The sequence below is a fragment of the Modestobacter altitudinis genome, from assembly GCF_005930475.1.
In the GTDB taxonomy this organism is placed as follows: domain Bacteria; phylum Actinomycetota; class Actinomycetes; order Mycobacteriales; family Geodermatophilaceae; genus Modestobacter; species Modestobacter altitudinis.
This window is the reverse complement of the sequence record NZ_SJEW01000005.1, coordinates 35,175-57,524: the sequence shown is the minus strand read 5'-3', so window position 1 is coordinate 57,524 and position 22,350 is coordinate 35,175. Positions and strand designations below refer to the sequence as shown.

Here is a 22,350-nt window from a genome sequence, read left to right as displayed (position 1 = left end):
GCCATAAGCAGGCCGGATGGCCAGGCATACCAAACCGGTGTTTCCGCTCGGCCCACCGGGCGGCTGATGCTGGTCATCGTGCCGCTCACCATCGACCACGCCGGCAGCTGGGCTCTCGCGTCGCTGGCGACACCTGACGGCCCTGCCTTCCCCGCGCTCCTCGTCCGCGACCGGGTGCTCGACCTCTCCGACCGCCCGGAACTGGGTCGGCCGTCCTCCACCCGGCAGCTCCTGGACCGGTGGGACGACGCGCTTCCCGTGCTCGAGGACCTGGCCGGCTCGACGCGGGAGTGGCGGCCGCTGGACGGGCTGACGGTGCTCAGCCCCGTCGAGCCCCGGCAGGTGTTCCAGGCCGGCGCCAATTACCGCACGCACGTCATCGACATCGCCGTCGCCCACCACGACGCCTCCGACGGCCGCACGGTGGAGCAGGTCCGCGCGGATGCGGCAGCGGAGATGGACACCCGGCTGCAGCATCCGCCCTACGTCTTCCAGGGCCTGCCCAGTGCCATCTGCGGCGCCTACGACGACGTCGTCCTGCCGTTCGACGGGCAGCAGCCGGACTGGGAGCTGGAGCTGGCCGCCGTCATCGGGCGCCGCGCTCGCCGGGTCGCTCCCGAGGACGCGCTCGACGTCGTCGCCGGCTGGACCATCGTCAACGACCTCACCCTGCGCGAGCGGATCTTCCGCCGGGACGCGCCCGCCCTGGGTGCGGACTGGCTGGCGGCGAAGAACTCGCCCACCTTCCTGCCCACCGGTCCGGTCCTGGTGCCGCGCGCCGCCGTCCCGGACCCGTCCGACCTGCGCATCGAGCTGCAGCTCAACGGCGAGGTCATGCAGGACGAGTCGACCGAGGACATGCTCTTCGACGTCGCGCGCGTCATCGCGCACTGCTCGACCGTGGCGACCCTGCTCCCCGGTGACCTCGTGCTCACCGGCAGCCCGGCCGGCAACGGCCTGCCCCGCGGCCGACTGCTGCGCGCCGGCGACCGCATGGACTCCACCATCACCGGCCTGGGCTTTCAGGCCAACCACTGCATCCTCGAGGAGCGCTCATGAGCGACCGGCTGATCACCCACCTGCGGCACGTCGACCTGGCGGTGCCGGACTTCGACAAGCAGCGCGAGTTCTACACGACCCTGTGGGGTCTCACCCCCGTCGCTGAGGAAGGTGGCCTCGTCTACCTGGCCGCCGAGGGATCGCCGGAGCAGTACATCGTCCGGCTCCGCAAGGACACCGACAAGCGGCTGGACCTGATCTCCTACGGCGCCGGTTCCCGTGAGGACGTCGACGCCCTCGCCGAGCGGCTGGGCAAGGCCGGCGTCCAGCTGGTCAGCGAGCCCGACCTGCTGCAGACCGCCGGCGGCGGCTACGGGTTCCGGTTCTTCGACGTCGACGGCCGCACCATCGAGGTCTCCGCCGACGTCACCACCCGGCAGCACCGCAAGATCGAGGAGCGCGAGGCCATCCCGGTCCGGCTCTCGCACGTCGTCATCAACTCCCCGGACCCGACGCGCACCCAGGCCTTCTACGAGTCTCACCTGGACTTCGCGCTGACGGATTCGCTCGTCCACCCCTACGCCGGTGAGCTGATGAAGTTCATGCGGTGCAACCCGCAGCACCACAGCATGGCCATCGCGAAGGGCCCGCACGTGTCGCTGCACCACGTCTCCTTCGAGATGCGCGGGCTGGACGAGTACATGCGCGGCACCGGCCGGCTGAAGCGGGCCGGTACCCGGATGGTGTGGGGCCCGGGCCGGCACATGGCCGGGGACAACACCTTCAGCTACTTCCTCGACCCGCACGGCAACACGATCGAGTACACGACCGAACTCGAGCTGCTGGACGAGGACAGCTGGCACCCGAGCGTCTACGACGTCTCGCTGCCGGAGAACCAGGACCAGTGGGGGACGGCGAACCCGTTCGAGGAGCTCGTCGCCAAGGAGAGCTTCAACGACGTGGACCGCGGGCTCTTCGTCGCGCCCCCGGTCTGAGCCGGTCTGCTCGCCCCCCACCCGCCCTCGGACGAAGGAGTCCTCCCATGGCCGCTGTGGACAGCGTCCTCGTGGTCGGCGGCGGTGTCGCCGGCGCCGCCACCGCCATCCTGCTGGCCGACGCCGGCGTCAGCGTCGACCTGGTCGAGATCAAGCCCGACGTGACCGCGCTCGGCTCCGGCATCACCCTGCAGGGCAACGCCCTGCGGGTGCTGCGGCAGCTCGGGGTGCTCGACGAGTGCCTGGCGCTCGGCTACCCGGCCGAGCAGCTGGTGCTGCGGGCGCCCGATCCCGCGGGGACGGTGGTCGCCCGGCTCGATGAGCACCGGTCCGGCGGACCGGACCTGCCGGCCAGCATGGGCATGTACCGTCCGGACCTCGCCCGCGTGCTCATGGGCCGAGCGGAGCGGGCCGGGGTGAAGACCCGGTTCTCGACCACGGTGCACGAGCTCGAGCAGGACCCCGCCGGTGTCGGCGTCCGGTTCACCGACGGCTCCACGGCCCGGTACGGCCTGGTGGTCGGGGCCGACGGGCTCCGGTCGTGGACCCGCCGGCTGCTCGACGTCCCGCTGGAGACCCGGTCGGTCGGCATGGGCATCTGGCGGGTGTTCGCCCCGCGACCGGCCGAGGTGGTCAGCTCCGAGGCGGTCTACGGCGGCCGCTGCTACATCGCCGGGTACACCCCGACCTCGGGGTCCTCGCTCTACGCCTTCCTGGTCGAGGACGCGCAGGACCGCACCACGATCACCGACGAGGACAAGGTCGCCGTCGTCCGCGACCTGGTCGGCTCCTACGGCGGCCCGTGGCGGGAGATCCTCGACTCGATCACCGATCCCGCCGCGATCAACTACACCTGGTTCGAGGAGCACCTGCTGGACGCCCCGTGGCACCGCGGCCGGGTGGTCCTGGTCGGCGACGCGGTGCACACCTGCCCGCCCACGCTCGCGCAGGGTGCCGCGCAGGCCCTGGAGGACGCCGCGGTCCTGGCCGAGCTGCTCATCGACGCCAACGCCTGGGACGACGAGCTGCTGGGGGGCTTCACGGCGCGCCGGCTGCCGCGGGCGCGAGAGGTCGTCGAGGCGTCGGTCCAGCTGGCCCGCTGGCAGCTGGCCCACGAGCGGGGGGACGTCCCCGCGCTGATGGGCCGGGTCGCGCAGCTCACCAGCACGCCTGCCTGAGCACGAACGCGAGGAGCCCTGCTGCGACCGCCCGTCGCAGCAGGGCTCCTCCTCGCTCGGCCCCCGGCACACGGCGGACGCCCGCCCACCCGGCCGGAGCCGGATGGCCGGGCGCCCGGGGTGCTGTGCGGTCAGCCCTGGGTGAGGCCGGCGGCGTCGACGACGTCGCCGGCGTCCTGCCAGCTGGTGCCGTCGAACTGCAGCACCCGGTACTGGTGCACCAGCCGGCTGCCGGGGCCCGCGGAGAGCTGCATGTCCGGGAGCAGGGCGGGGTTGTCCTCGCCGTCGATCCCGTCCCAGGCCTCGGTGAAGGCCTCGCCTCCCTCGCCGCCGGACTCCTCGAGCGTCGCGACGATCGCTGCGGCCGCTCCGTAGCCCTCGATGGCCAGGTAGCTGTCGGCGTTCTTGGCGTCCCCGTACTCGGCGATGTCCGAGCGGAAGGCCTGCACGCCCTCGTCGTCGGCCCAGCGCGGGTCGGCGGGGTCCTTGAAGTACTGAGCGGTCAGGGCGCCGGTCACGTTCGGCAACCCGGCCGGACCGATCGACGTCGCGAAGTCGGACGCGGCGCTGTAGAGGTAGACCTGCGGCTTGTAGCCGATGTCGGCCATCGTCCGCAGGGTGGCCGACTGCGCCGGGCCGACGACCGCGAGGAACAGCGTGTCGACGCCGGCGCCGCGCAGCTCGTTCAGCTGGCTGGTGAGGTCGACGACGCCCGGAGCGACGGTGAGCACCTTGGCCGGGGTCACCCCGGCGGCGGTCAGGCCCTCGACCTGGCTCGTGGTCAGGTCGTTGTTGATGCCGAGCACTCCCACCGTGGCGCCCGGCGCGGCCTCGGCGATGTGCTGTCCGACGACCTGGCCCTCCCAGCTGCCGTCGGGGAACCAGCCGCGGGTGTAGGGGGTGGCGTCGGTGTCGGAGAGCGCTGCCTGGGTGCCGAAGGCGACCTGGGCGACCTTCTGGGCATTGAGGTACGGCGCCGTCGCCGACGAGATGCCGCCGAAGGTGAGGACGACGCCTGCGCTGTCCTCGGAGATCAGTTGGCGAGCGTTGTCGGCCTGCCGCGCCGGGTCGTAGCCGTCGTCGAGGAGCTGGTAGTCGATCTTCCGACCGTTGATCCCGCCGTCGGCGTTCACGTGCTGGAAGTACGCCGAGGCGCCGTCGGCGACGGCTGCGGCTCCCGCGAGCGGCCCGCTGAGCGGGAAGCTCATCCCGACCACGATCGGCTGGTCCGAACTCGACCCCGAGCCCGATGAGGAGGAGTCGTCACTGCGGCCGCTGCAGGCGGCCGTCAGCAGGAGGCTGCCGGCCGCCAGCGCGACGACCGCGCGACGAGACCACGGGCCAGTGGCAACGGACATGGGAGTACCTCGCTCTCACTGCACCGGTGCAGTGTCGGACGGGAGGGGACGGCGGTCGCCGGCCCCCGTGAACGGGGAGGACGGGTCAGGTGCGCTCGGGGCGGCGGGTCGACCGGGCGAGCAGCCGCCCGATGCCGCCGGCCACGCCGGAGGGGAGGAAGAAGAGCGTCAGCAGCAGCGCCGCGGCGTAGACCAGCTGCGACCACTGACCCCCGGTCGTGCTGCCGATCTGCTGACTGATCAGGTCGGGCAGGTAGACGATGAACGCGGCGCCCAGCAGGGCACCGGCCCAGGTACGGGAGCCACCGACCACGCACGCCGACAGCAGGGTCAGCGAGAAGAACATCGAGTAGCTGTCCGGCACGGTGGAGGCCAGCACCAGACCGCCGAGCGCGCCACCGAGACCGGCGACCGCGCTGCTGATGCCGAACACGGTGAGCGTGAGCCGGTTGACGTCGACACCCTCCGACCGCGCCATCAACGGGTTCACCCGCAGTGCCTCGATCGAGCGGCCCAGCGGACCGGTGCTCAGGTTGCGGAGCACCACCAGGACGACGGTGACGACGAGGACCAGCAGCAGGAACTGGAACTGCTCGGGGGTGAGCCCCCAGGACTCCGGCGGGGTGATCGGTGAGCCGGCCAGCTGCAGCCCCACCGTGCCGCCGGTGAGGCCGGAGAACCGGTTCAGCAGCAACGGGAAGACCGCCGCGATCGCGATGGTGAGCAGGCCCAGGTTCAGCCCGCGGACCCGCAGCGCCGGCAGGCCGATCAGCCAGCCGGCCACCCCGGACACCGCGACGGCCGCCAGGACCGCCAGGGGCCAGGCCCAGTCCAGCTCCTTGACCAGGATCATCGCGGTGTACGCGCCGAGCCCGTACAGCGCGCCGTGCCCGGCGCTGATCTGCCCGGCCCGGCCGATGAGCAGGTTGAGGCCGGCCACCGCGATCGCGATGGTGAGCACCCGGGTGGCCTTGAACAGGTCGTAGTCGCTGATCAGGAAGGGCAGCAGCAGGCCGACGACGAACAGCGCGGTCCACGCCCACGTGACCGGGCGCCGCCAGATCGGCCGGTGGACGACCCGGCCCGGGGTGGTCAGGGCGCTCGCGGCGCCCGGGGCGGCCTGCGTGGCCGGGACAGCGCCGGCCGGCTCGGAGATCGAGGTGGCCATCAGGCACGCACCGTCGAGGCGCGACCGAACAGACCCTGCGGGCGGACGAGCAGGACCAGGAAGATGATCGCGAAGGGGACGACGAGCTGCAGGTCACCGCCGATGCCCGGCACGTACCTGCTGGCCAGGTTGGACAGCACGCCGACCAGCAGGCCGCCGACCACCGCACCCAGCCGGCTGGAGAACCCGCCGAGAGTGGTCGCGGCCAGCGCCAGCAGCAGGGCGTTGGTCATCAGCTCGGGGGACAGGCCCAGGGTGGGCGCGGCGACCAGGCCGGCGATCGCGCCGACGGCGGCCGCGATGCCCCAGCCGACGGCGAGCATCAGCCCGGTGGAGATGCCCAGCAGCCGGGCGGAGTCCGGGTTGTCCGCGACGGCCCGCAGCCGCAGCCCCAGCGGCGTGAACCGGAACACCGCACCGCAGACCAGCATGGTGACGAGCACCAGCGCCCCGCCGCCCAGCGCCTGCGCGGTGAACGTCAGCGCCCCGACGTGGAAGACGGAGTCCCCGAACGGGCTGGGCATCGACCGGACGTCGGTACCCCAGATCAGCGCGGTCACCGCGTTGGTGCCCAGCAGCAGGGCGGCGGTGACGGTCAGCAGGGCCAGCGGGCCGCTGTTCTCCACCGGCCGGACGAGCAGTCGCTCCACGCCGGCGCCGAAGACGAACGCCACCACGACGAGCACCGGGACGACCAGCCACCAGGACAGCCCGGCGGTGCTGAGGGCGAAGGCGACGAAGGCGGCCAGGGTGGCGAACTCGCCCTGGGCGAAGTTCAGCGTGCCGGTGCCCTGGAAGATCAGCGCGATGGCGAGGGCCAGGGCGGCATAGACCAGGCCGGTCGTCAGTCCTGACACGGTCTGTTGGAGGAACTCGGTCATGCGGTCACCCCTTCGGGGCTGTCGGCGGCGGTGCCGAGGTAGGCCGCGCGCAGCGACGCGTCGGCAGCGAGCTCGGCGGCGGGGGCGGTGGCCACCACCCGGCCGCGGGCGAGGACCACGCCGCGGTCGGCGACCTTCAGCGACGCCCGGGCGTTCTGCTCGGCCAGCAGCACAGACAGGGACCACTCCTCCCGCAGCCGGGAGAGGACGGCGAACATGTCCGCGGAGGTGAGCGGGGCCAGGCCCAGCGACGGCTCGTCGATGAGCAGCAGCCGGGGCCGCGCCAGCAGCGCCCGGGCCAGCGCGAGCATCTGCTGCTGCCCGCCGGAGAGCGCACCCGCCGGGCGGCGCCGCATCTCCTGCAGGACCGGGAACGTCTCGTAGATGCGCGTGAGGTCGCCGTCGGCCTGACCACGGGCCCCGGCCGGGCGGGAGAGCAGCCCCAGCCGGACGTTCTCCTCCACGGTCAGCCCGGTGAAGGTGCCGCGGCCCTGCGGGACGTGCCCGAGGCCGGCCCGCGCGATGCGGTGCGCACCGGTCCGGGTGAGGTCCAGGCCGCCCAGGGAGGCCCGGCCGGCGGCCTTCACGGTGCCCGACAGCGCCCGCAGCAGCGTGGTCTTCCCGGCGCCGTTCGCCCCGAGCACCGCGACGATCTCGTTCTCGCCCACGGTCAGGTCGATGCCGTGCAGGGCGCGGACCGCGCCGTAGCCGGCGGTGAGCCCGGCGACCTCCAGCAGTGCGGTCACGACGCCTCCTCCGACACCGCGTGCAGCCGCTCGGGAGCGGGCTCGTCGACGTCCTCTGCCCCCAGGTAGGCCTCGACGACCCGGGGGTCGGCCCGGACCTCGTCCGGCGTGCCGACGGCGAGCAGCCGCCCGGAGTCCAGGACGACGACCCGGCGGGCCACCGACATCACCAGCGCGACGTCGTGCTCGACCAGCAGCACCGTGGTGCCGGGGCCGGCGACCTCCTCGACCTCCCGCAGCAGGTCCCGGGCCTCCTCGGCGCCCAGACCGGCGGCGGGTTCGTCGAGCATGAGCAGGGTGGGCGCGCTCATCAGCGCGCGGGACACCTCGACCCGGCGGCGGTCACCGTGCGGCAGCCCGGCGACCGGCCGGTCAGCGAGCTGGTCGATGCCGGCCCGCCGCAGCAGCTCGAACGCCTGCTCCAGCGTCGCCTGCTCCTCGCGGCGTCGCCGGGGCGTCATGAGCATCGAGTCCAGGACGCCGACCCGGCTGTGCGCCACCGCGCCCAGGGCCACGTTCTGCAGCGCCGACTCGCCGTCCAGCAGCGCCGGGGTCTGGAACGTGCGGGCGACGCCCAGCCGGGCCCGCTGGTGGGGGCGCAGCCGACCGAGGGGCCGACCGTGCAGCAGCAGCTCGCCCTCGTGGCGGTAGAGGCCGCTGATGCAGTTGAACAGCGTGGTCTTGCCCGCGCCGTTGGGCCCGATCACGGCCGAGGTGCCACCGGCGGGGACCTCGAACTGCAGCCCGTCGAGGGCGCGCAGTCCAGCGAAGGACAGCCCGACCCCACGGGCACCGAGGGCCGGTGGGGACTCGGCGGACGAGGCCGGTGGAGCGGCCGCGGCGGGCATGGCGTGGGTCACAGCCGCGGACGCTAGGGGGTTGCCCGGATCACACGGAAATGGTTCCTTCTGATGCAAAGCATCAATGTGGTGAATGGGAGAAGTCTGAGATGAACCTGGCGGGAGCGGACCTCAACCTGCTCGTCGCGCTCCGGGCGCTGCTGCAGGAGCGGAACGTGACTCGGGCGGCACAGGTCGTCGGCCTCAGCCAGCCGGCCATGAGCAACGCGCTCGCCCGGCTGCGTCGGCAGTTCGGCGACGAGCTGCTCGTCCGCGAGGGGCGCGGGCTGGCCCTGACCCCGGTCGCCCGCGAGCTGCAGCACGCGGTGGAGCCCGCGCTGGGCATGGTCGAGCGGGCGCTGCGCATCCAGGCGTCCTTCGATCCGGCGACCGCGGTGCAGCACTTCCGGATCGCGGCCAGTGACTACGGCATGACGCTCCTCGCCGAGCGGCTCCGCGAGCTGCGCCGGGTCGCCCCCGGCATCACGGTGGACCTGGTGCAGATCGACCACGGCTTCGTCCGGGAGAGCGAGACCGTGATGCGCGGTGTCGACCTCCTGCTGGCTCCCCGGGCGTTCCTCAGCGGGCACCCGAACGCAGCCCTGTCCAGCGAGCCGTGGGTCGCCGTCGTCGATGCCGACCAGCCGGCGGGGGACCTGACCGAGGAGGGGCTGGTCGGGCGTTCCCTGGTCGGCCTCTTCCACGACCTCGGCTCCGGGGCGCACATCGAGCGGCTGCTCACCGTCCGGGGGATCACCGCCACCGGCGCGGTCAACGTCGAGTCCTTCTCCGCCGTGCCGGCCCTCGTGGAGGGCACCGACCGGGTCGGTTTCCTCCCCGCCGGGCTGGCGCGCCGGCTGGCGCTCGGCTACGACGTCCGGGTCGTGGAGCTGCCGTTCCTGGGGGAGCCGCTCGTCGAGTGCCTGTACTGGCACCGGTCCGCTCAGCGGGACCCGGCCCACCAGTGGCTGCGCCGGCTGATCCTCGGCGCGGAGTCGGGACCCGAGGAGCCCGAGTCATCCGCGCCGTGAATACGAGGGCATACCGGATCAGCGGTTCCGTCGGTGGCCCGCACGACCCATGCTGGCGGACGTGTCAGCGCCGTCACACCACCCCGCCATCGACGTCCACGCACACGTCGCCGTCCCCACCGCCGACGCCCTCCTGGAGGGGCAGCCCGGTCTCGCGCAGCAGCGCGGGGTCGACGCGGCGTCGCTGGGCGCCGCGTCCCTGCAGCTGAACCTGCGCCAGATCGCCGAGATCGGCCCGAAGCTGACCGACGCGGGCCTCCGGCTGGCCTCGATGGACGCCGCCCGCGTCGACGTCCAGGCGGTGAGCGCCGCACCGGTCCCGCACCTGTGGACAGATCGCGACCTGGCGATCCGCTACACGGCGGCCAGCAACGCGTCGGTGGCCGCCTTCTGCGCCCAGCAGCCTGACCGGCTGCTCCCCATCGCCACGGTCTCGCTGCAGCACCCCGACCTGGCCGTCGGCCAGCTGGAGAGCGCCGTCCGCGACCACGCCGTCCGGGGCGTGCAGATCTCCACCTCGGCCGGCCCCGGCAGGGAGCTGGACGACCCGTCGCTGGCCGACTTCTGGGCCGCTGCCGAGGAGCTCGGCACCGCAGTCCTGATCCACCCCTGGGGATGCACGCTGGGGGAGCGGCTGGACGCCTACTACCTGTTCAACACCGTCGGGAACCCGACCGAGACGGCGCTGGCCCTGTCCCGGATCGTGTTCTCCGGCCTCCTGGAGCGACACCCGCGATTGCGCATCTGGTCGGCGCACGGCGGTGGCTACCTGGCCAGCTACGTCGTGCGCGCCGACCACGCCTGGGCGGCCCGGGTCGACGCCCGCACCACCGAGCAGCCGCCGTCCGAGCTGCTGCGCCGCACCTGGGTCGACTCGCTGGTCTACACCCCCGAGCAGCTGCGCCACCTGGTCACCGTCATGGGTCCGACCCAGGTGACCCTCGGCAGCGACTACCCCTTCGACATGGGCGTCGAGGACCCCGTCGACCGCCTCGAGGCGGCCGGGTTCGACGCCGCCACCACCGACGCCATCCGCGGCGGCAACGCCGCCCGACTCCTGGAGCTGGACGCGTGAACGGCTACGACATCTCCACCGACTTCGGCCCTGACCCCGAGGCGGCGATCGCCGACTCCGCCAAGCGGTACGGCAACTGGAACCGCTGGGGCGCCGACGATGCGCTCGGCACGGTCAACCACCTCGACGCCGCCACCCGCGCGGCAGCCGCGGCGCTGGTCCGGCGCGGGGACTCCTTCAGCCTCTCGCTGCCCTTCGACACCGACGGCCCCCAGTTCGGCTGGAAGCGGCGGGTCAACCCGGTGCACACCATGACCTCCACCGGCATGGACACCGCCGAGCAGATGGGGCTGCCGCACGGCCTGTCCGTCGCCGACGACGTCGTGTTCATGCCGCTGCAGTGCTCGACCCAGTGGGACGGCCTCGGTCACTGCTTCGACCACGGCATCGCCTACAACGGCCGGGTCGCTCGGGAGATCGTGACCAGCGAGGGCGACTCGGCCACCGGTATCGAGCACCTCGCCGCCCCGGTCGTCGGCCGGGGCGTGCTGCTCGACGTCGGCCGGGCGCTCGGGGAGGACGGCGAGCTGCCCGACGGCTGCCCGATCACCAGCGCCGACCTGGCGGAGACCGTCCGCCGGCAGGGCGGGACGTCGGAGGTGCGCCGCGGCGACATCCTGCTGGTCCGCACCGGCCAGCTGACCCGGGCCCGGCGGCGGCTGGCCGCCGGCGAGGGCTGGGGTGCCTACGCCGGCGGGCCCGCCCCGGGCCTGTCCTTCGAGACCGCCGGCTGGCTCCACGGCTCGGAGATCGCCGCCGTCGCCACCGACACCTGGGGCGTCGAGGTGCGGCCCAACGAGTGGCCCGACGCGATGCAGCCGCTGCACCAGGTCGCGCTGCCGCACATCGGCCTTCTGCTGGGGGAGATGTGGGACCTCGACGGGCTGGCCGCCGACTGCGCGCAGGACGGCGTCTACGAGTTCTTCCTCTCCGCCCAGCCGCTGCCGTTCACCGGTGCCGTCGGCTCCCCGGTCAACCCCGTGGCGGTGAAGTGACGTGCGGCTGACCACCCTGCTCCTGGCCGATGGCCCGCGGGTAGGCGTCCTCGACGGGTCGATGACCGACGGCGTCGTCCGGCTGCTCGAGCCGGGCCCCACGATGCTGGACGTCGTCCGCGGTGGCAAAGACGCACTGGCCGACGCCGGTCGGCGGGCCACCCGGTCGGCCGACGCCGTCGAGGTCGGGCAGGCGTCGTTCGGCCCGCTGCTGGACCCGCCGAGCTTCCGGGACTTCCTCACCTACGAGGCGCACCTGGCCGAGCTGACCGGGGCCCCTCCGCCGGAGGAGTGGTACGACCAGCCGCTGTTCTACTTCGGCAACCCGGCGTCGGTCGTCGCGCCCTACGGCGACGTGCCGATGCCGCCCTACGTGACCCAGTACGATTACGAGCTCGAGGTCGGAGCCGTCGTCGGCCGCGCCGGTTCGGACCTGACGCCCGAGCAGGCCGCCGAGCACATCGTCGGCTACACGATCGTCAACGACTGGTCCGCCCGCGACCTGCAGGTGCACGAGTTCAAGTTCCCGATGGGGCCGTCGAAGTCCAAGGACGCCGCGGTCACCCTCGGGCCCTGGCTGGTCACCGCCGACGAGGTCGCCGACCGGGTCGAGGCCGGCCGGCTGGCGCTGCGCACCGAGGTGCGGCTCAACGGCGAGCGGGTCGGTGGCGACGTCACCTCCAACATGGCGTGGTCGTTCGCCGAGCTGGTCGCGCACGCCTCGCGCGGCACCGTCGTCCGGCCCGGCGACGTGCTCGGGTCGGGCACGTGCGGCACCGGCTGCCTGGCCGAGCTCAAGCGCAGCCGGCCCGACACCGCGCCGGACTGGTTGCGGGTGGGCGACGTCGTGCGCATCGAGGTCGAGGAGCTCGGCGTGATCCAGAACCGGCTGGTCCCCGGCGCCGACCCGCTGCCGGTGCCTCGCGGCCGGCGGCGCATCCAGCGGGAGGGCTGACCGTGCGGCTGCGCGACGCCGTCACCGTCGTCACCGGTGCCGGCAGCGGGATCGGCGCGGCACTGGCCCGGCGCTTCGCCGCCGAGGGCGCGGCCGCCGTCGTGGTGAGCGACCGCGACGGGGACGCCGCCCGGCGGGTGGCCGACGAGATCGGCGGCACCGCCGACACCACCGACGTCACCGACGAGGCCGCGGTCGCCGCCCTGGTCGAGCGGACGCTGGGCGCCCACGGGCGGATCGACCTGTTCTGCTCCAACGCCGGGGTCTTCTCCGGCGGGGGAGTGGAGACCCCGACCGCGGTGTGGGAGCAGGTCTTCGCGGTCAACGTGCTCTCCCAGGTGTACGCGGCGCGGGCGGTGCTGCCCTCGATGCTCGAGCGGGGGAGCGGGTACCTGCTCAACGTCGCCTCCGCAGCCGGGCTGCTCACCGCCCCGGGCGATGCGCCCTACACGGTGACCAAGCACGGCGCGGTCGCGCTGGCCGAGTGGCTGGCTGTCACGTACGGCGACCGCGGGATCGGCGTCAGCGTGGTCTGCCCCCTCGGGGTGGCCACCCCGCTGCTGCTCGACCCGCTCGAGCAGGGCAGCTCGGCCGCGGCCGTCGTGGCCGCATCCGGCACGGTCATCACGCCGGAGGACGTCGCGCAGTCGGTGGTCGACGGGCTCGCCGAGGACCGGTTCCTGCTCCTGCCGCACCCGGAGGTCGGCACCTACTGGGCGCAGAAGGCCGCCGACCCGCAGCGGTGGCTGGCCGGCGTCCGCCGGCTGACCCGGAAGACCGGAGGCTGAGGATGGCACGGGACAAGGTGGTCGCCGACGCCGCAGCAGCCGTGGCCGACATCCCGGACGGCGCGAGCCTGGCCGTCGGCGGGTTCGGGACCTGTGGCCTCCCCACGGTGCTGGTCCAGGCGCTGCTGGAGGCGGGGACCACCGACCTCTCGGTCGTCTCCAACAACTGCGGCACCGACGCGCACGGCCTCGGCACCCTGCTGGCCGCCGGTCGGCTGCGCCGGGTCACCGCGTCCTACGTCGGTGACAACGCCGTCCTGGCGACGAAGTGGCAGGCCGGGGAGGTCGAGCTCGAGCTGGTACCGCAGGGGACGCTGGCCGAGCGGCTGCGAGCCGGCGGCTCGGGCATCGCCGCCTTCTACACGCGCGCCGGGGTGGCCACGCCCATCGCCGACGGCGGCCTGCCCTGGCGTTACGCACCTGACGGCACCGTCGCCGTGGCCAGCCCACCCCGCCGGGTCGAGCTCTTCGACGGCGTGCCGCACGTGCTGGAGCACGCCACCCGCACCGACGTCGCGCTGGTCCGCGCCGCGCTCGGTGACCGGGCCGGCAACCTGGTGTTCCACGCCGCGGCCCGCAACTTCAACCCGCTGGCCGCGATGGCCGGCCGGGTGACGATCGCGGAGGTGGAGGAGTTGGTCGACGTGGACGAGCTCGACCCCGACGAGGTGCACCTGCCCGGGGTCTTCGTCCAACGCGTCGTCGAGGTGCCGCCCGGCACCCCCAAGCGCATCGACCGGCTGACCGTGCAGGGGCAGCCCGACCAGTGGGGAGTGGACCGGTGACCCTGACCCGACACCAGATCGCCGCGCGGGTGGCCCAGGAGCTGCCCGACGGCGGCTACGTCAACCTGGGGATCGGGCTGCCGACACTGGTGCCCGGATTTCTGCCGCCGGGGGTGGACGTCGTCTTCCACAGCGAGAACGGCGTCCTGGGCGTCGGCCCGTTCCCGCTGCCCGGGGGCGAGGACCCCGACCTCATCGACGCCGGCAAGCAGACGGTCACCGTGCAGCCCGGGGCGGCGTTCTTCGACTCGTCGGTCTCGTTCGCGATGATCCGCGGCGGTCACCTGGACGTCGCCGTGCTCGGGGCGATGCAGGTCTCCGCGGGCGGCGACCTGGCCAGCTGGACGGTGCCCGGCCAGGCGCTCAAGGGCATGGGCGGTGCCATGGACCTCGCGCACGGTGCGCGCCGGGTCATTGTGGCCATGGAGCACGTCACCCGCCGCGGGGAACCGAAGCTGCTCGAGCGGTGCACGCTGCCCCTGACGGCGGCCGGTGTGGTGCAGCGGATCGTCACCGACCTCGCCGTCGTCGACGTGACGCCCGGCGGGCTGGTGCTGCGGGAGGTCGCCCCGGGCGCCTCCGTCGACGACGTCCGGACGGCGAGCGGGGCGCGACTGCAGGTGGCGGACGACGTCCGGGAGATCCCGGTCGCCGACGTGGTCAGCCCCTGAGCACGGCCACCCGTCCAGCGATGAGGTCGGCCACGGCCCCGGGCCGGCCGGCCTGGGGGCTGTGCCCGCAGTCCCACTCCAGCGTGCGCGTGGCCCGCCGGGCCATCGCCCGCTGCAGCTCCGGGTGCACCACCTCGTCGGCGCCGCAGACGACGTAGGTCGAGGGCACCGTGCGCCACGCGATCGCGTCCGGGACGCCGCGGAAGAGCATCCGTCCGACCGGCCGCAGCCGGGCAGCCGCCGCCCCGGCGGCGCCCCCTGGCACGTCGCTGTACAGCAGCCGCGGCCCGAGCTCCGGGTCGATGCCCACCTCGTCACCGGAGACGACCATCGCCTCGGGCAGCCGGGTGTCGGGGAGGTCGGAGCCGGGGCGGATGCGGCTGACCGACTCACCGTCGTCCAGCTGGAACGCCGCGACGTAGACGAGCTCACGGACCAGCGGATGGACGCCGGCAGCGGTGACGACGGCACCGCCGTAGGAGTGGCCGACCAGGACCACCGGCCGACCGAAGCCCCCGATGGCGTCGAGCGTCACCTGCGTGTCGGTCGCGAGGTCGGTGAGCGGCAGCTCGACCGCCACGCTCTCGACCTCCCGCTCGGCGAGCTCGGCCCGCACGGCGTCCCAGCACCACGCGCCGTGCCAGAGGCCGTGGACCAGGACGGCTCCGACGTCGGTCACGCCCAGCGCGCCGGGCGCTTCTCCGCGAAGGCGGTGCGTCCCTCGACGTGGTCGGGATGGGCCGCTGCCTCGCCCTGGTGCCGGGCCTCCATCGCCAGCGCCCCCTCGAACGACAGCTCGCCGACGGCGCGGAACTGGCGCTTGGTCAGCGCGAACGCCAGCGTCGGGCCGGCCGCGAGCATCCCGGCCAGCTCCTGCGCGCTCGCGGCCAGCTGGTCAGCAGGCAGCACCCGGTTGACCAGGCCGTAGGTCTTCGCCTCCTCGGCGGTGAACGTCCGGCCGAGGGTGGCGAGGGCGAAGGCACGGGCGTAGCCCAGCTCCCGCACCAGGTGCCAGGAGACCCCGGTGTCCGGGACCAGCGCCACCTTGCCGAAGGCGCAGGAGAACGACGCGGGCTCCGCGGCCAGCCGCAGGTCGCAGGCCAGCACCAGGCCGAGGCCGGCGCCGACCGCCGCGCCGTTCACCGCGGCCACCACGGGCTTGGACATGTCGGCGATGGTCTGCGCGATCGGGTTGTAGGAGCCGGCGACGGTCTCGTCGGCGTGCTCGAGCTCCTCCACCGCCGCGAGGTCCTGGCCGACACAGAACGCCCGGCCAGTGCCGGTGAGCACCACCGCCCGCACCGCGTCGTCGCCGGCGACCTCGCGGAGGGCACCGATGAGCTCCCAGCGGGTGGCCCGGTCCAGGGCGTTCAGCCTGTCCGGGCGGTTCAGCGTGACGGTCGCGACCGCGCCGTCCCGGGTGATGTCGACGGCGCTCATGCGGTGCCTCCGGGGCCGTACTGCTCGGCGTGGGGGTGGATCGTGCTGCGCTCGGCGTCGGGGAGTGAGTACCCGCGCTCGGGATAGGGGAAGCCGGCGAGCTCGGTGGTCTCCGGGCGCAGCTGGTAGTACGACCGGATCTCCCGGATCACGCCGTCGGAGCAGGTGAACCACTCGGCGCCACGGGTGGCGACGCGCTCGTTCGCCCCCTCGGGCAGCCACCACATGGTCCACTCGATGACCGCCTGCTCCGGGGTGGCGCAGATGCTGTCGACCACCCAGCGGGCCTGCAGCATCCCGGTGACCTTGCGCCAGTAGCGGGCCAGGTGCTCAGCGCCCGCCACGGCCTGCGACCCGGTGTTGGGTGCCAGGAACCAGTGCACGACGTCGGGATGCAGCGTCTCCAGCATCAGGTCGACGTCGCCGGCGCTGCAGCCGTCGTAGTACCGGGTGATGAGCGCGGTCCAGGCGGCAGCGGGGTCGGTGGCCGTCCGTGGGTCGTCCATGCGGGTCCCTCTCACGAGTAGGTGTGGAAGCCGGCGCCGGTCTTGCGGCCCAGCCGACCGGCGGCGGCGAGCTCGCGCAGGGTCGCCGCGGGGGAGATGCGCGGGTCGTCCTCGACGGCGGCCATGGACTCCAGGGCGGCGACGGTGACGTCGACGCCGATCAGGTCGACCAGCGCCAGCGGGCCCATCGGGTGGCCCGCGCCGGTGCGCAGCAGGTCGTCGACCTCGGCGACGGGGAGCCCGTCCTCGTGCAGCCGGACGGCGTCGTTGAGGAAGGGGATGAGCAGCCGGTTGACCACGAAGCCGCGGGAGTCCGCGCAGCTGATCGGCGTCTTGCCGAGGCCGCGTGCCCAGGAGGACGCCGTCGCCCGCAGCGCGCCGGCGTCCGCGACGTCGTCCGGGACCACCACCTCGAGCAGCTTCATCACCGGCGCCGGGTTGAAGAAGTGCAGCGCGATCACCGGTCGTCCGGCCGAGACGAACGGCCGCAGGTCGGCGACCCGGAACGACGAGGTGTTCGTCGCCAGCGGCGTCGACGCGGGCAGCTGCGCGTCGAGCTGGTGCGCGACGGAGACCTTCACGTCGAGGTCCTCGGCCACTGCCTCGACCACCACGTCGGACCCGGCCAGCGCAGCCGGCTCGGTGGTGACCCACACCCGGGCCAGCACGTCGGCACGGCCTTCCTCGTCCAGCCGGCCGCGGCTGACCGCGCGGTCGAGGCTGGCCGTCAGCCGGGCGCGCAGCCCGTCTCCTGATGCCTGGCTGCGGGCCAGCACCCGGACCGGACGCCCGCTGCGGGCCACCGTCTCGACGATGCCGCCGGCCATGTGCCCGGTCCCCACGACGCCGACCGGGCCGGTCCAGCCGGTGTCCGCGGCGGGCAGCTCGTCGGGGGCGGACGTCTCGGGGAGCTGCTGCCCGGGCAGACCGAGGCCGCGCTGCTGATCGGCGGTCATGCCAGCGAGCAGGGTGAACGGCCCGGTCGGGTGGCCGGCGCCCAGCCGCATCGCGGTGTCGATGTCGGCCGGGGTCGCGGTGCCGCGCTTGGCGAGCAGGACGGCATCGCGCAGCAGGCCGGACAGCGCGTCCAAGGCAGGCGGGGACGGGGGAGCGACGACTCCAGCGGGCGACGTCACAGGACCTCCGGAGCTCGGCGCGCCGATCCCGGCTGAGCGGCGCCACTGCCGCCTGCGAGTCTGCTGACCGCCGTGGGTCAGCGGAAATGACATCTGCCCATGTGCAGGCATCCACGCAGCCGATGGTCGCCTCGCCGCCGCGTACAGCAACCGGTACAGGGTCAGGGGGACGCAGGTCCAAGTCCTGTGAGCCGACGTGAGAAACAGCCGGTCAGGGGCCGTTTGTGGGAAACCGGGAGCGGAGCGGCCCTGCTCCTCGTCAGGGGCGGTCTGACCACCATCCCGACCACCACCAGCCGGCCGCCAGTTGGCGAGGACCTCGCCGAGCGTCCGCACTGCATCCCGCGCAACCTCCGGCGACACGTGCCCATGGACGTCGCCCGTGACGGCGATGGAGGGGTGCCTGAGGCGGCAGCTCACCTCAAGGTCTCGTTGGGCACCCTGGCGCGCCACGAGCCGGGGAACGGGCTACGCCGATGCCGGTGGTCCGGCGGATGGCGGCCGCCCACCAGCGGACCGTGGCCGAGGTCCTCCCGTACAGCGGCACCGAGGTGCGACCACCTCCACCGGCCCGTGGACGTCCGTCCAGCTCCCCGACGTCCGTCCAGCTCCCCGACCTCCCCCTGCCTGGCTCACTCCTCCTGACGGCTGCCTCGGGCGTCCCGCGGCCGGTGACCGGGTGTGGGGCCCGACGTGGTGGGGGAGCAGAGGTGGCGGGCCAGATGACGAAGTCAGGCCTTCAGGGCGTCGCGCACACGTCCCGAGATGGCGTCGTACATCTCCCGGGTCTGGCGGTCGTCCTTCGCCAGCATGTTGCAGGCGTGGTCAGCGCCGGGCACCACGATGAGTTCCTGCAGGGCTCCCGCTCGGTCGAGCAGGTCCGCGTAGGTCTCGGACTCGGCGCGGAGGCGGTCGTGTTCCGCCGCGACGACCAGGGCGGGGGCGATGCCCCTCAGCCCGTCCGGGTGGCTGAAGACCGGTGACGCCAGCGGATGCCGTCGCTGTGCGGGGTCGGGGAGGTAGGCGCCCATGGACAGGTCCAGCACCGGGAGCGGCAGTTGGGGCCTGGGCACGGGCTTCGGCTTGTCGGCCGGGTCACCGGCCTGGTCGAAGACCCCGTAGTTGAGGACTTGGAGGGTGATCGGCGGTGCGCCCGCGTCCCGGGCCTGCCGTGCGGCCGCCGCGGCCAGCGAGGCACCAGAACTCTGCCCCCCGACCGCCAGCCGAGTGCCGTCCCAGCCGTGGTCACCGCCGGCCTCGGCGGCCCAGCGGACCACGTCGAACGCCTGGTGTGCGGCTGCCGGGAAGGGGTGCTGCGGCGCCAGTGCGTAGTCGACGTTGAGCACCACCACTCCCGCAGCTGCGGCCAGGTAGCGGCACCAGGGGTCGTCCTGGCCGGGGTGCCCGACGAGGAAGGCACCACCGTGGAAGTTCACGTAGACCGCCGGCAACGAATCGGCACCGGCCGGGCGGTAGGCCGTCACCGACGTTGGACCGAGGCGGCTGGAGGCGGAGAGGACCTCGGTCCGTGCTGGCACGTCGGCGAACCGCACCGCCGGGGCGGCCTTCGCCAGCGCGATCGGCGCGATGCGCTGGAAGGCGTGACCGGCCAGCCGGGCGAGCGCTGGGTGGGTGGCGAGGAACACCGGTCAGACCGGGGGAGGGGTGAACAGGACGTCGGGGTCGTTGAACGAGGTGCTGGCGACCGACTCGCTCATCGGGTCTGCGGTGCCCCACTGGTCCTGGGTCAGCGGGTCGGTGACGTCGTGGATGCCGGGGTGCCAGGTGTCCTCGTCGAGGAGGGCGATCGAGGTCGTGTACTCGATGGTGTTGCCGTGCGGGTCGTGGAAGTAGGAGAACGTGTTGTCACCGGCCAGGTGCCGTCCCGGTCCCCACACCATCCGGGCGCCGGCGCGCAGGATCTTGCCGGTGCCGCGCATGTACTCCTCGATGCCGCGCATCTCGAAGGACGCGTGGTGCAGGGAGGCGTGCGGACCGCGGGCGATGGCGAACGAGTGGTGCCACTCGTTGCACCGCATGAAGTACATGAGGTCACCGGCGTGCGGGTGCGCCAGCGTGTCGGACAACCGGAAGCCGAGGTGCTTGGCGTACCAGTCGCGCATCCGGGTGGGGTCCGGGGAGTTGACCACGCAGTGCGAGAGCTTGACGGGGATGGCCTCACGCTCCTCGATCTTGCGGTGCTGCCGCAGGGCGACGTCGCTGGAGACCTCCACGACGCGACCGTCCACGTCGAAGAAGCGGAAGCCGTAGCCGCCTCCGGGGGTGTCCAGCTTCTGCGGCTCGCGCACGATCTGGACGCCGTCGGCGATCAGCCGGTCGGCGAGCGCGTCGACGTCCGCTGCGTTCGCGGCGCCGAAGGACACGAGGTCCATGCGCTTCTCGCCGTGGCGCAGCCGGACGACGTACTGCTCAGGGGAGCCCTCGGCGGCGAGGAACGCGATCCCCGTGTCGTCGGCGACCTGGGTCAGGCCCCAGGTGTCGGTGTAGAAGGCCAGCTGCTTGTCGTAGTCCGGCACGGCCAGGTCGACGTGCCGGAGATGGGTGATCAGCTGAGAGGTCATGTTCGCTCCTGCATCGAGGACCGGGCTGCACGTGGCGGCCGATGTCGTCATCGACGCTAGGCGCGGTGACGGGGCTCTCAGAAATACACCGCGGCCATACCAGGCATCGCCCTCACGATGGGTGCCGATCAGGCCGTGGCGAATCCGTGCCCCAGAGCAGCCGAGACCTCCTTGAGCACCTCCCGGAGCCAGCGCACGCTCGGATCGTCCTGCCTGGACGGGTGCCAGTGCGCAGCTTCCGCGAGCTCGGGATCGTCGAGCGGCAGGTCGGCAACCGCGAGGTCGAGGGTCGGGGGGCACCGGTCGAGGAGCCGTTCGGGCACGAACGCGCACAGGTCGGTGCCCGACACGGCGAAGGGCAGCGCGAGCAGGCCCTGGACCGAGACCTCCACGCGCGGGGTGATCCCTGCCTCGAGGAGCGTTGCGTCGGCCGGCGTCTGCAGCTGCCCACCGAAGGCGGCGGCGTACGGCAGCTCCGCGAGGTCCTCCCGGGTCAGCCGGCCGTCGCGCAGCCGTGGGTTGCTCCCCGCGACGATGCAGACGAAGCGGTCGGAGAAGACGACCTGCCTGCGGCCGGGGAAGGCGTAGCCCATCGCGGCGATCAGGACATCACGGCGCAGGAGGTGGGCGTCGACGTCGCTACCTGGCAACGGGACCGGGTCGAAGTCGACGGTGATGCCCGGTGCCCGCCGGTGGACCACCGTCATCAGGGGTTCCAGCAGGACGGCCAGCGCGTAGTCCGACCCCGACACGGTGAACCGGCGGGTGCTGGTGGACGGGTCGAAGCCCGCCCACGGCTCCAGCGCCGTGGTGACGGCGTCGAGCGCGTGCGACACCTGCGGCAGCAGCTCCTGCGCCAGCGTCGTCAACTCGTACGTCCGTCCGGTGCGCTCCAGCAGCTCGTCCCCGTAGTGCTCGCGCAGCCGCGCCAGCGCCGCGCTCATCGCCGGCTGGCTCATGTTCACCGCCAGCCCAGCTCGGGTGACGTTGCGTTCCTCGAGGAGGGCACGGAGGGCGACGAGGAGGTTGAAGTCGATGCCGCGGACCCCGGACATGCGGCTCCTCCCTGACTGGTCCCTGCTCGGCTGCGGCCGAGGATAGGCTGCGCCCTCAGCTGCGCTCCGTCATCGGGGCGGCCGTGACGACGATGTCGCGATGGAGGAGCGGTGGACCTGGGGGCCTTCGACCTCAACACGCTGGCCGCGCTCGGGGCTGTGCTCGAGGAGGGGAACCTCACCCGCGCCGGCGCGAAGGTCGGGATGGCTCAGCCTGCGATGAGCGGCGTGCTGGGGCGCTACCGCCGCCACTTCAACGACGAGTTGCTGGTCCGGGTCGGCCGGGAGTACCAACTCACCCCGCTGGCGCGCGACCTGCTCCCGCAGGTGCAGGAGGCGCTGCGCCTGCTACGAGAGGCGCTGCGGGTGACGGACGTCTTCGATCCGAGGACGAGCGACCGGGTGTACACGGTGACGGCCAGCGACTATGCGATGACCGTGCTGCTCGAACCGTTGAGGAGACGGGTGCGCGAGAAGGCCCCGTCGGTGCGGCTGCGCTTCGTCGACCTCCCGGACGACCTGGTCAACTCGCCGGGTGCCCTGTTGCGGTACGACCTGGTGGTCGGTCCGCTCGGCTTCGGGTTCGCCGGGGAACACACCTTCCTGTTCCACGACCGCCTGGTGTGCCTGGTGGCCCGGGACAATCCCTACCTCCGCGACGGCGGCCTCGATCTCGACGCACTGCAGGCGATGCCGCATGCGGTGACCGTGTTCCACAACGACGCCGTCACACCGATGGACCGGGTGCTCGGACAGCTCCGCATCGTCCGCCGCGTGGCGATCCAGGCCCGGGGCTTCCTCCTGCTGCCCTTCGCCGTGCTCGGGACGGAGGCTGTCGCCGTCGTGCCCGAGCGGCTCGTCCACCGGTTCCTGGCCGACGAGCGGTTTCGGCTGGTCGAGCCACCCTTCGGCTTCGTGGACATGCTGGAGACGGCATGGTGGCACGCCTCCCGGACGGTCGACGCCGGGCATCGCTGGTTGGTCGGCGTGCTGGAGGAAGTCGCCGTGGAACTGGCCGTCGACGAGCCAGCGCAGGCGAGTGCGCAGCCGCCGTCGCCGGCCGAAGCGGGGCAGCTCATGCCTGGTATGCCGAGACCGACGGTGCCTGGGGACGCCACGTCTGCGTAGCGTCGTCCGGGGCACTGGGGTGTGCCCTGCAGACCGAGG

General features: G+C 73.2%; 23 protein-coding genes. 11 read left to right on the top strand and 12 right to left on the bottom strand.

Annotated elements, in window-relative coordinates; all coding sequences use genetic code 11:
* Window positions 1–66 precede the first annotated feature (66 nt).
* The 3 genes from FHL79_RS03505 to FHL79_RS03495 are packed head-to-tail and all read left to right on the top strand — an operon-like array spanning window position 67 to window position 3,172.
* Window positions 67–1,059: a fumarylacetoacetate hydrolase family protein gene (locus FHL79_RS03505; protein WP_138757239.1), complete on the top strand. Its 993-nt coding sequence runs from the start codon at window positions 67–69 to the stop codon at window positions 1,057–1,059.
* Window positions 1,056–1,994, top strand: coding sequence for a VOC family protein (locus FHL79_RS03500; RefSeq protein WP_138757238.1), 939 nt, complete (start codon window positions 1,056–1,058; stop codon window positions 1,992–1,994). The genes FHL79_RS03505 and FHL79_RS03500 overlap by 4 nt, the downstream gene beginning before the upstream one ends.
* A 47-nt stretch (window positions 1,995–2,041) precedes the next feature.
* Window positions 2,042–3,172, top strand: coding sequence for an FAD-dependent monooxygenase (locus tag FHL79_RS03495; protein ID WP_138757237.1), 1,131 nt, complete (start codon window positions 2,042–2,044; stop codon window positions 3,170–3,172).
* 131 nt (window positions 3,173–3,303) lie between these two features.
* Here the strand turns inward: FHL79_RS03495 and FHL79_RS03490 are convergent, their stop codons facing one another.
* The 5 genes from FHL79_RS03490 to FHL79_RS03470 all read right to left on the bottom strand — a co-directional run bounded on the left by FHL79_RS03490 (window position 3,304) and on the right by FHL79_RS03470 (window position 8,185).
* Window positions 3,304–4,530, bottom strand: a complete 1,227-nt coding sequence (locus FHL79_RS03490; protein WP_138757236.1) for an ABC transporter substrate-binding protein — start codon at window positions 4,528–4,530, stop codon at window positions 3,304–3,306.
* An 85-nt stretch (window positions 4,531–4,615) separates the two neighbouring features.
* On the bottom strand, window positions 4,616–5,698 hold the full coding sequence (locus FHL79_RS03485; protein ID WP_138757235.1) for a branched-chain amino acid ABC transporter permease: 1,083 nt from the start codon (window positions 5,696–5,698) through the stop codon (window positions 4,616–4,618).
* Window positions 5,698–6,579 (bottom strand): branched-chain amino acid ABC transporter permease, encoded by an 882-nt coding sequence (locus FHL79_RS03480; protein WP_138757234.1) that lies wholly within the window; start codon window positions 6,577–6,579, stop codon window positions 5,698–5,700. Before FHL79_RS03480 ends, FHL79_RS03485 begins: the two co-directional genes overlap by 1 nt.
* Window positions 6,576–7,325: an ABC transporter ATP-binding protein gene (locus tag FHL79_RS03475; RefSeq protein WP_138757233.1), complete on the bottom strand. Its 750-nt coding sequence runs from the start codon at window positions 7,323–7,325 to the stop codon at window positions 6,576–6,578. The genes FHL79_RS03480 and FHL79_RS03475 overlap by 4 nt, the downstream gene beginning before the upstream one ends.
* Window positions 7,322–8,185 carry an ABC transporter ATP-binding protein gene (locus FHL79_RS03470; protein ID WP_138757232.1) on the bottom strand — a complete coding sequence of 288 codons (864 nt, stop codon included), beginning with the start codon at window positions 8,183–8,185 and terminating at the stop codon, window positions 7,322–7,324. Before FHL79_RS03470 ends, FHL79_RS03475 begins: the two co-directional genes overlap by 4 nt.
* 89 nt (window positions 8,186–8,274) lie before the next feature.
* Between FHL79_RS03470 and FHL79_RS03465 the strand changes: the two genes are divergently transcribed.
* From FHL79_RS03465 to FHL79_RS03435, 7 genes are all read left to right on the top strand, one after another.
* The gene (locus tag FHL79_RS03465; RefSeq protein WP_179966081.1) at window positions 8,275–9,195 is read left to right on the top strand and encodes a LysR family transcriptional regulator; all 921 of its coding nucleotides are present in this window, start codon (window positions 8,275–8,277) and stop codon (window positions 9,193–9,195) included.
* Between the two features lie 61 nt (window positions 9,196–9,256).
* Complete coding sequence (locus FHL79_RS03460) at window positions 9,257–10,270, top strand: amidohydrolase family protein (RefSeq protein WP_218938308.1); 1,014 nt, start codon at window positions 9,257–9,259, stop codon at window positions 10,268–10,270.
* Window positions 10,267–11,265: a cyclase family protein gene (locus tag FHL79_RS03455; RefSeq protein WP_246080304.1), complete on the top strand. Its 999-nt coding sequence runs from the start codon at window positions 10,267–10,269 to the stop codon at window positions 11,263–11,265. Before FHL79_RS03460 ends, FHL79_RS03455 begins: the two co-directional genes overlap by 4 nt.
* 1 nt (window position 11,266) lies before the next feature.
* Window positions 11,267–12,220: a fumarylacetoacetate hydrolase family protein gene (locus FHL79_RS03450; protein WP_218938307.1), complete on the top strand. Its 954-nt coding sequence runs from the start codon at window positions 11,267–11,269 to the stop codon at window positions 12,218–12,220.
* A 2-nt stretch (window positions 12,221–12,222) separates the two neighbouring features.
* Window positions 12,223–13,008: an SDR family oxidoreductase gene (locus tag FHL79_RS03445; protein ID WP_138757229.1), complete on the top strand. Its 786-nt coding sequence runs from the start codon at window positions 12,223–12,225 to the stop codon at window positions 13,006–13,008.
* Between the two features lie 2 nt (window positions 13,009–13,010).
* On the top strand, window positions 13,011–13,793 hold the full coding sequence (locus FHL79_RS03440) for a CoA transferase subunit A (protein WP_138757228.1): 783 nt from the start codon (window positions 13,011–13,013) through the stop codon (window positions 13,791–13,793).
* On the top strand, window positions 13,790–14,464 hold the full coding sequence (locus tag FHL79_RS03435) for a 3-oxoacid CoA-transferase subunit B (protein WP_138757227.1): 675 nt from the start codon (window positions 13,790–13,792) through the stop codon (window positions 14,462–14,464). The genes FHL79_RS03440 and FHL79_RS03435 overlap by 4 nt, the downstream gene beginning before the upstream one ends.
* Here the strand turns inward: FHL79_RS03435 and FHL79_RS03430 are convergent.
* From FHL79_RS03430 to FHL79_RS03400, 7 genes are all read right to left on the bottom strand, one after another.
* The gene (locus tag FHL79_RS03430) at window positions 14,454–15,143 is read right to left on the bottom strand and encodes an alpha/beta hydrolase (protein WP_171057988.1); all 690 of its coding nucleotides are present in this window, start codon (window positions 15,141–15,143) and stop codon (window positions 14,454–14,456) included. The genes FHL79_RS03435 and FHL79_RS03430 overlap by 11 nt on opposite strands.
* Window positions 15,140–15,904 carry an enoyl-CoA hydratase/isomerase family protein gene (locus FHL79_RS03425; RefSeq protein ID WP_138757225.1) on the bottom strand — a complete coding sequence of 255 codons (765 nt, stop codon included), beginning with the start codon at window positions 15,902–15,904 and terminating at the stop codon, window positions 15,140–15,142. The genes FHL79_RS03430 and FHL79_RS03425 overlap by 4 nt, the downstream gene beginning before the upstream one ends.
* A complete protein-coding gene (locus FHL79_RS03420) occupies window positions 15,901–16,410 on the bottom strand; it encodes a nuclear transport factor 2 family protein (protein WP_138757224.1) in 510 nt (169 codons plus the stop codon). The genes FHL79_RS03425 and FHL79_RS03420 overlap by 4 nt, the downstream gene beginning before the upstream one ends.
* An 11-nt stretch (window positions 16,411–16,421) precedes the next feature.
* Window positions 16,422–17,546, bottom strand: coding sequence for a 3-hydroxyacyl-CoA dehydrogenase family protein (locus tag FHL79_RS03415; protein WP_171057987.1), 1,125 nt, complete (start codon window positions 17,544–17,546; stop codon window positions 16,422–16,424).
* A 731-nt stretch (window positions 17,547–18,277) separates the two neighbouring features.
* Entirely contained in the window at window positions 18,278–19,192 is a 915-nt protein-coding gene (locus FHL79_RS03410) for an alpha/beta hydrolase fold domain-containing protein (RefSeq protein WP_138757222.1), read from the bottom strand.
* Window positions 19,193–19,195: 3 nt separating this feature from the next.
* Window positions 19,196–20,128 (bottom strand): VOC family protein, encoded by a 933-nt coding sequence (locus tag FHL79_RS03405; RefSeq protein WP_138757221.1) that lies wholly within the window; start codon window positions 20,126–20,128, stop codon window positions 19,196–19,198.
* 128 nt (window positions 20,129–20,256) lie between these two features.
* Window positions 20,257–21,183, bottom strand: coding sequence for a LysR family transcriptional regulator (locus FHL79_RS03400; RefSeq protein WP_138757220.1), 927 nt, complete (start codon window positions 21,181–21,183; stop codon window positions 20,257–20,259).
* A gap of 111 nt (window positions 21,184–21,294) precedes the next feature.
* Here FHL79_RS03400 and FHL79_RS03395 point away from each other — a divergent pair, with 111 nt between their 5' ends.
* Complete coding sequence (locus FHL79_RS03395) at window positions 21,295–22,311, top strand: LysR family transcriptional regulator (protein ID WP_138757219.1); 1,017 nt, start codon at window positions 21,295–21,297, stop codon at window positions 22,309–22,311.
* The last annotated feature ends 39 nt before the right edge of the window (window positions 22,312–22,350 follow it).

Bases quoted from the DNA above. Each gene is read 5' to 3' on its own strand.
- FHL79_RS03405 (WP_138757221.1), bottom strand. From the start codon at position 20,128: ATGACCTCTCAGCTGATCACCCATCTCCGGCACGTCGACCTGGCCGTG.
- FHL79_RS03440 (WP_138757228.1), top strand. From the start codon at position 13,011: ATGGCACGGGACAAGGTGGTCGCCGACGCCGCAGCAGCCGTGGCCGAC.
- FHL79_RS03465 (WP_179966081.1), top strand. From the start codon at position 8,275: ATGAACCTGGCGGGAGCGGACCTCAACCTGCTCGTCGCGCTCCGGGCG.
- FHL79_RS03505 (WP_138757239.1), top strand. From the start codon at position 67: ATGCTGGTCATCGTGCCGCTCACCATCGACCACGCCGGCAGCTGGGCT.
- FHL79_RS03400 (WP_138757220.1), bottom strand. From the start codon at position 21,183: ATGTCCGGGGTCCGCGGCATCGACTTCAACCTCCTCGTCGCCCTCCGT.
- FHL79_RS03420 (WP_138757224.1), bottom strand. From the start codon at position 16,410: ATGGACGACCCACGGACGGCCACCGACCCCGCTGCCGCCTGGACCGCG.
- FHL79_RS03490 (WP_138757236.1), bottom strand. From the start codon at position 4,530: ATGTCCGTTGCCACTGGCCCGTGGTCTCGTCGCGCGGTCGTCGCGCTG.
- FHL79_RS03425 (WP_138757225.1), bottom strand. From the start codon at position 15,904: ATGAGCGCCGTCGACATCACCCGGGACGGCGCGGTCGCGACCGTCACG.
- FHL79_RS03495 (WP_138757237.1), top strand. From the start codon at position 2,042: ATGGCCGCTGTGGACAGCGTCCTCGTGGTCGGCGGCGGTGTCGCCGGC.
- FHL79_RS03480 (WP_138757234.1), bottom strand. From the start codon at position 6,579: ATGACCGAGTTCCTCCAACAGACCGTGTCAGGACTGACGACCGGCCTG.
- FHL79_RS03485 (WP_138757235.1), bottom strand. From the start codon at position 5,698: ATGGCCACCTCGATCTCCGAGCCGGCCGGCGCTGTCCCGGCCACGCAG.
- FHL79_RS03500 (WP_138757238.1), top strand. From the start codon at position 1,056: ATGAGCGACCGGCTGATCACCCACCTGCGGCACGTCGACCTGGCGGTG.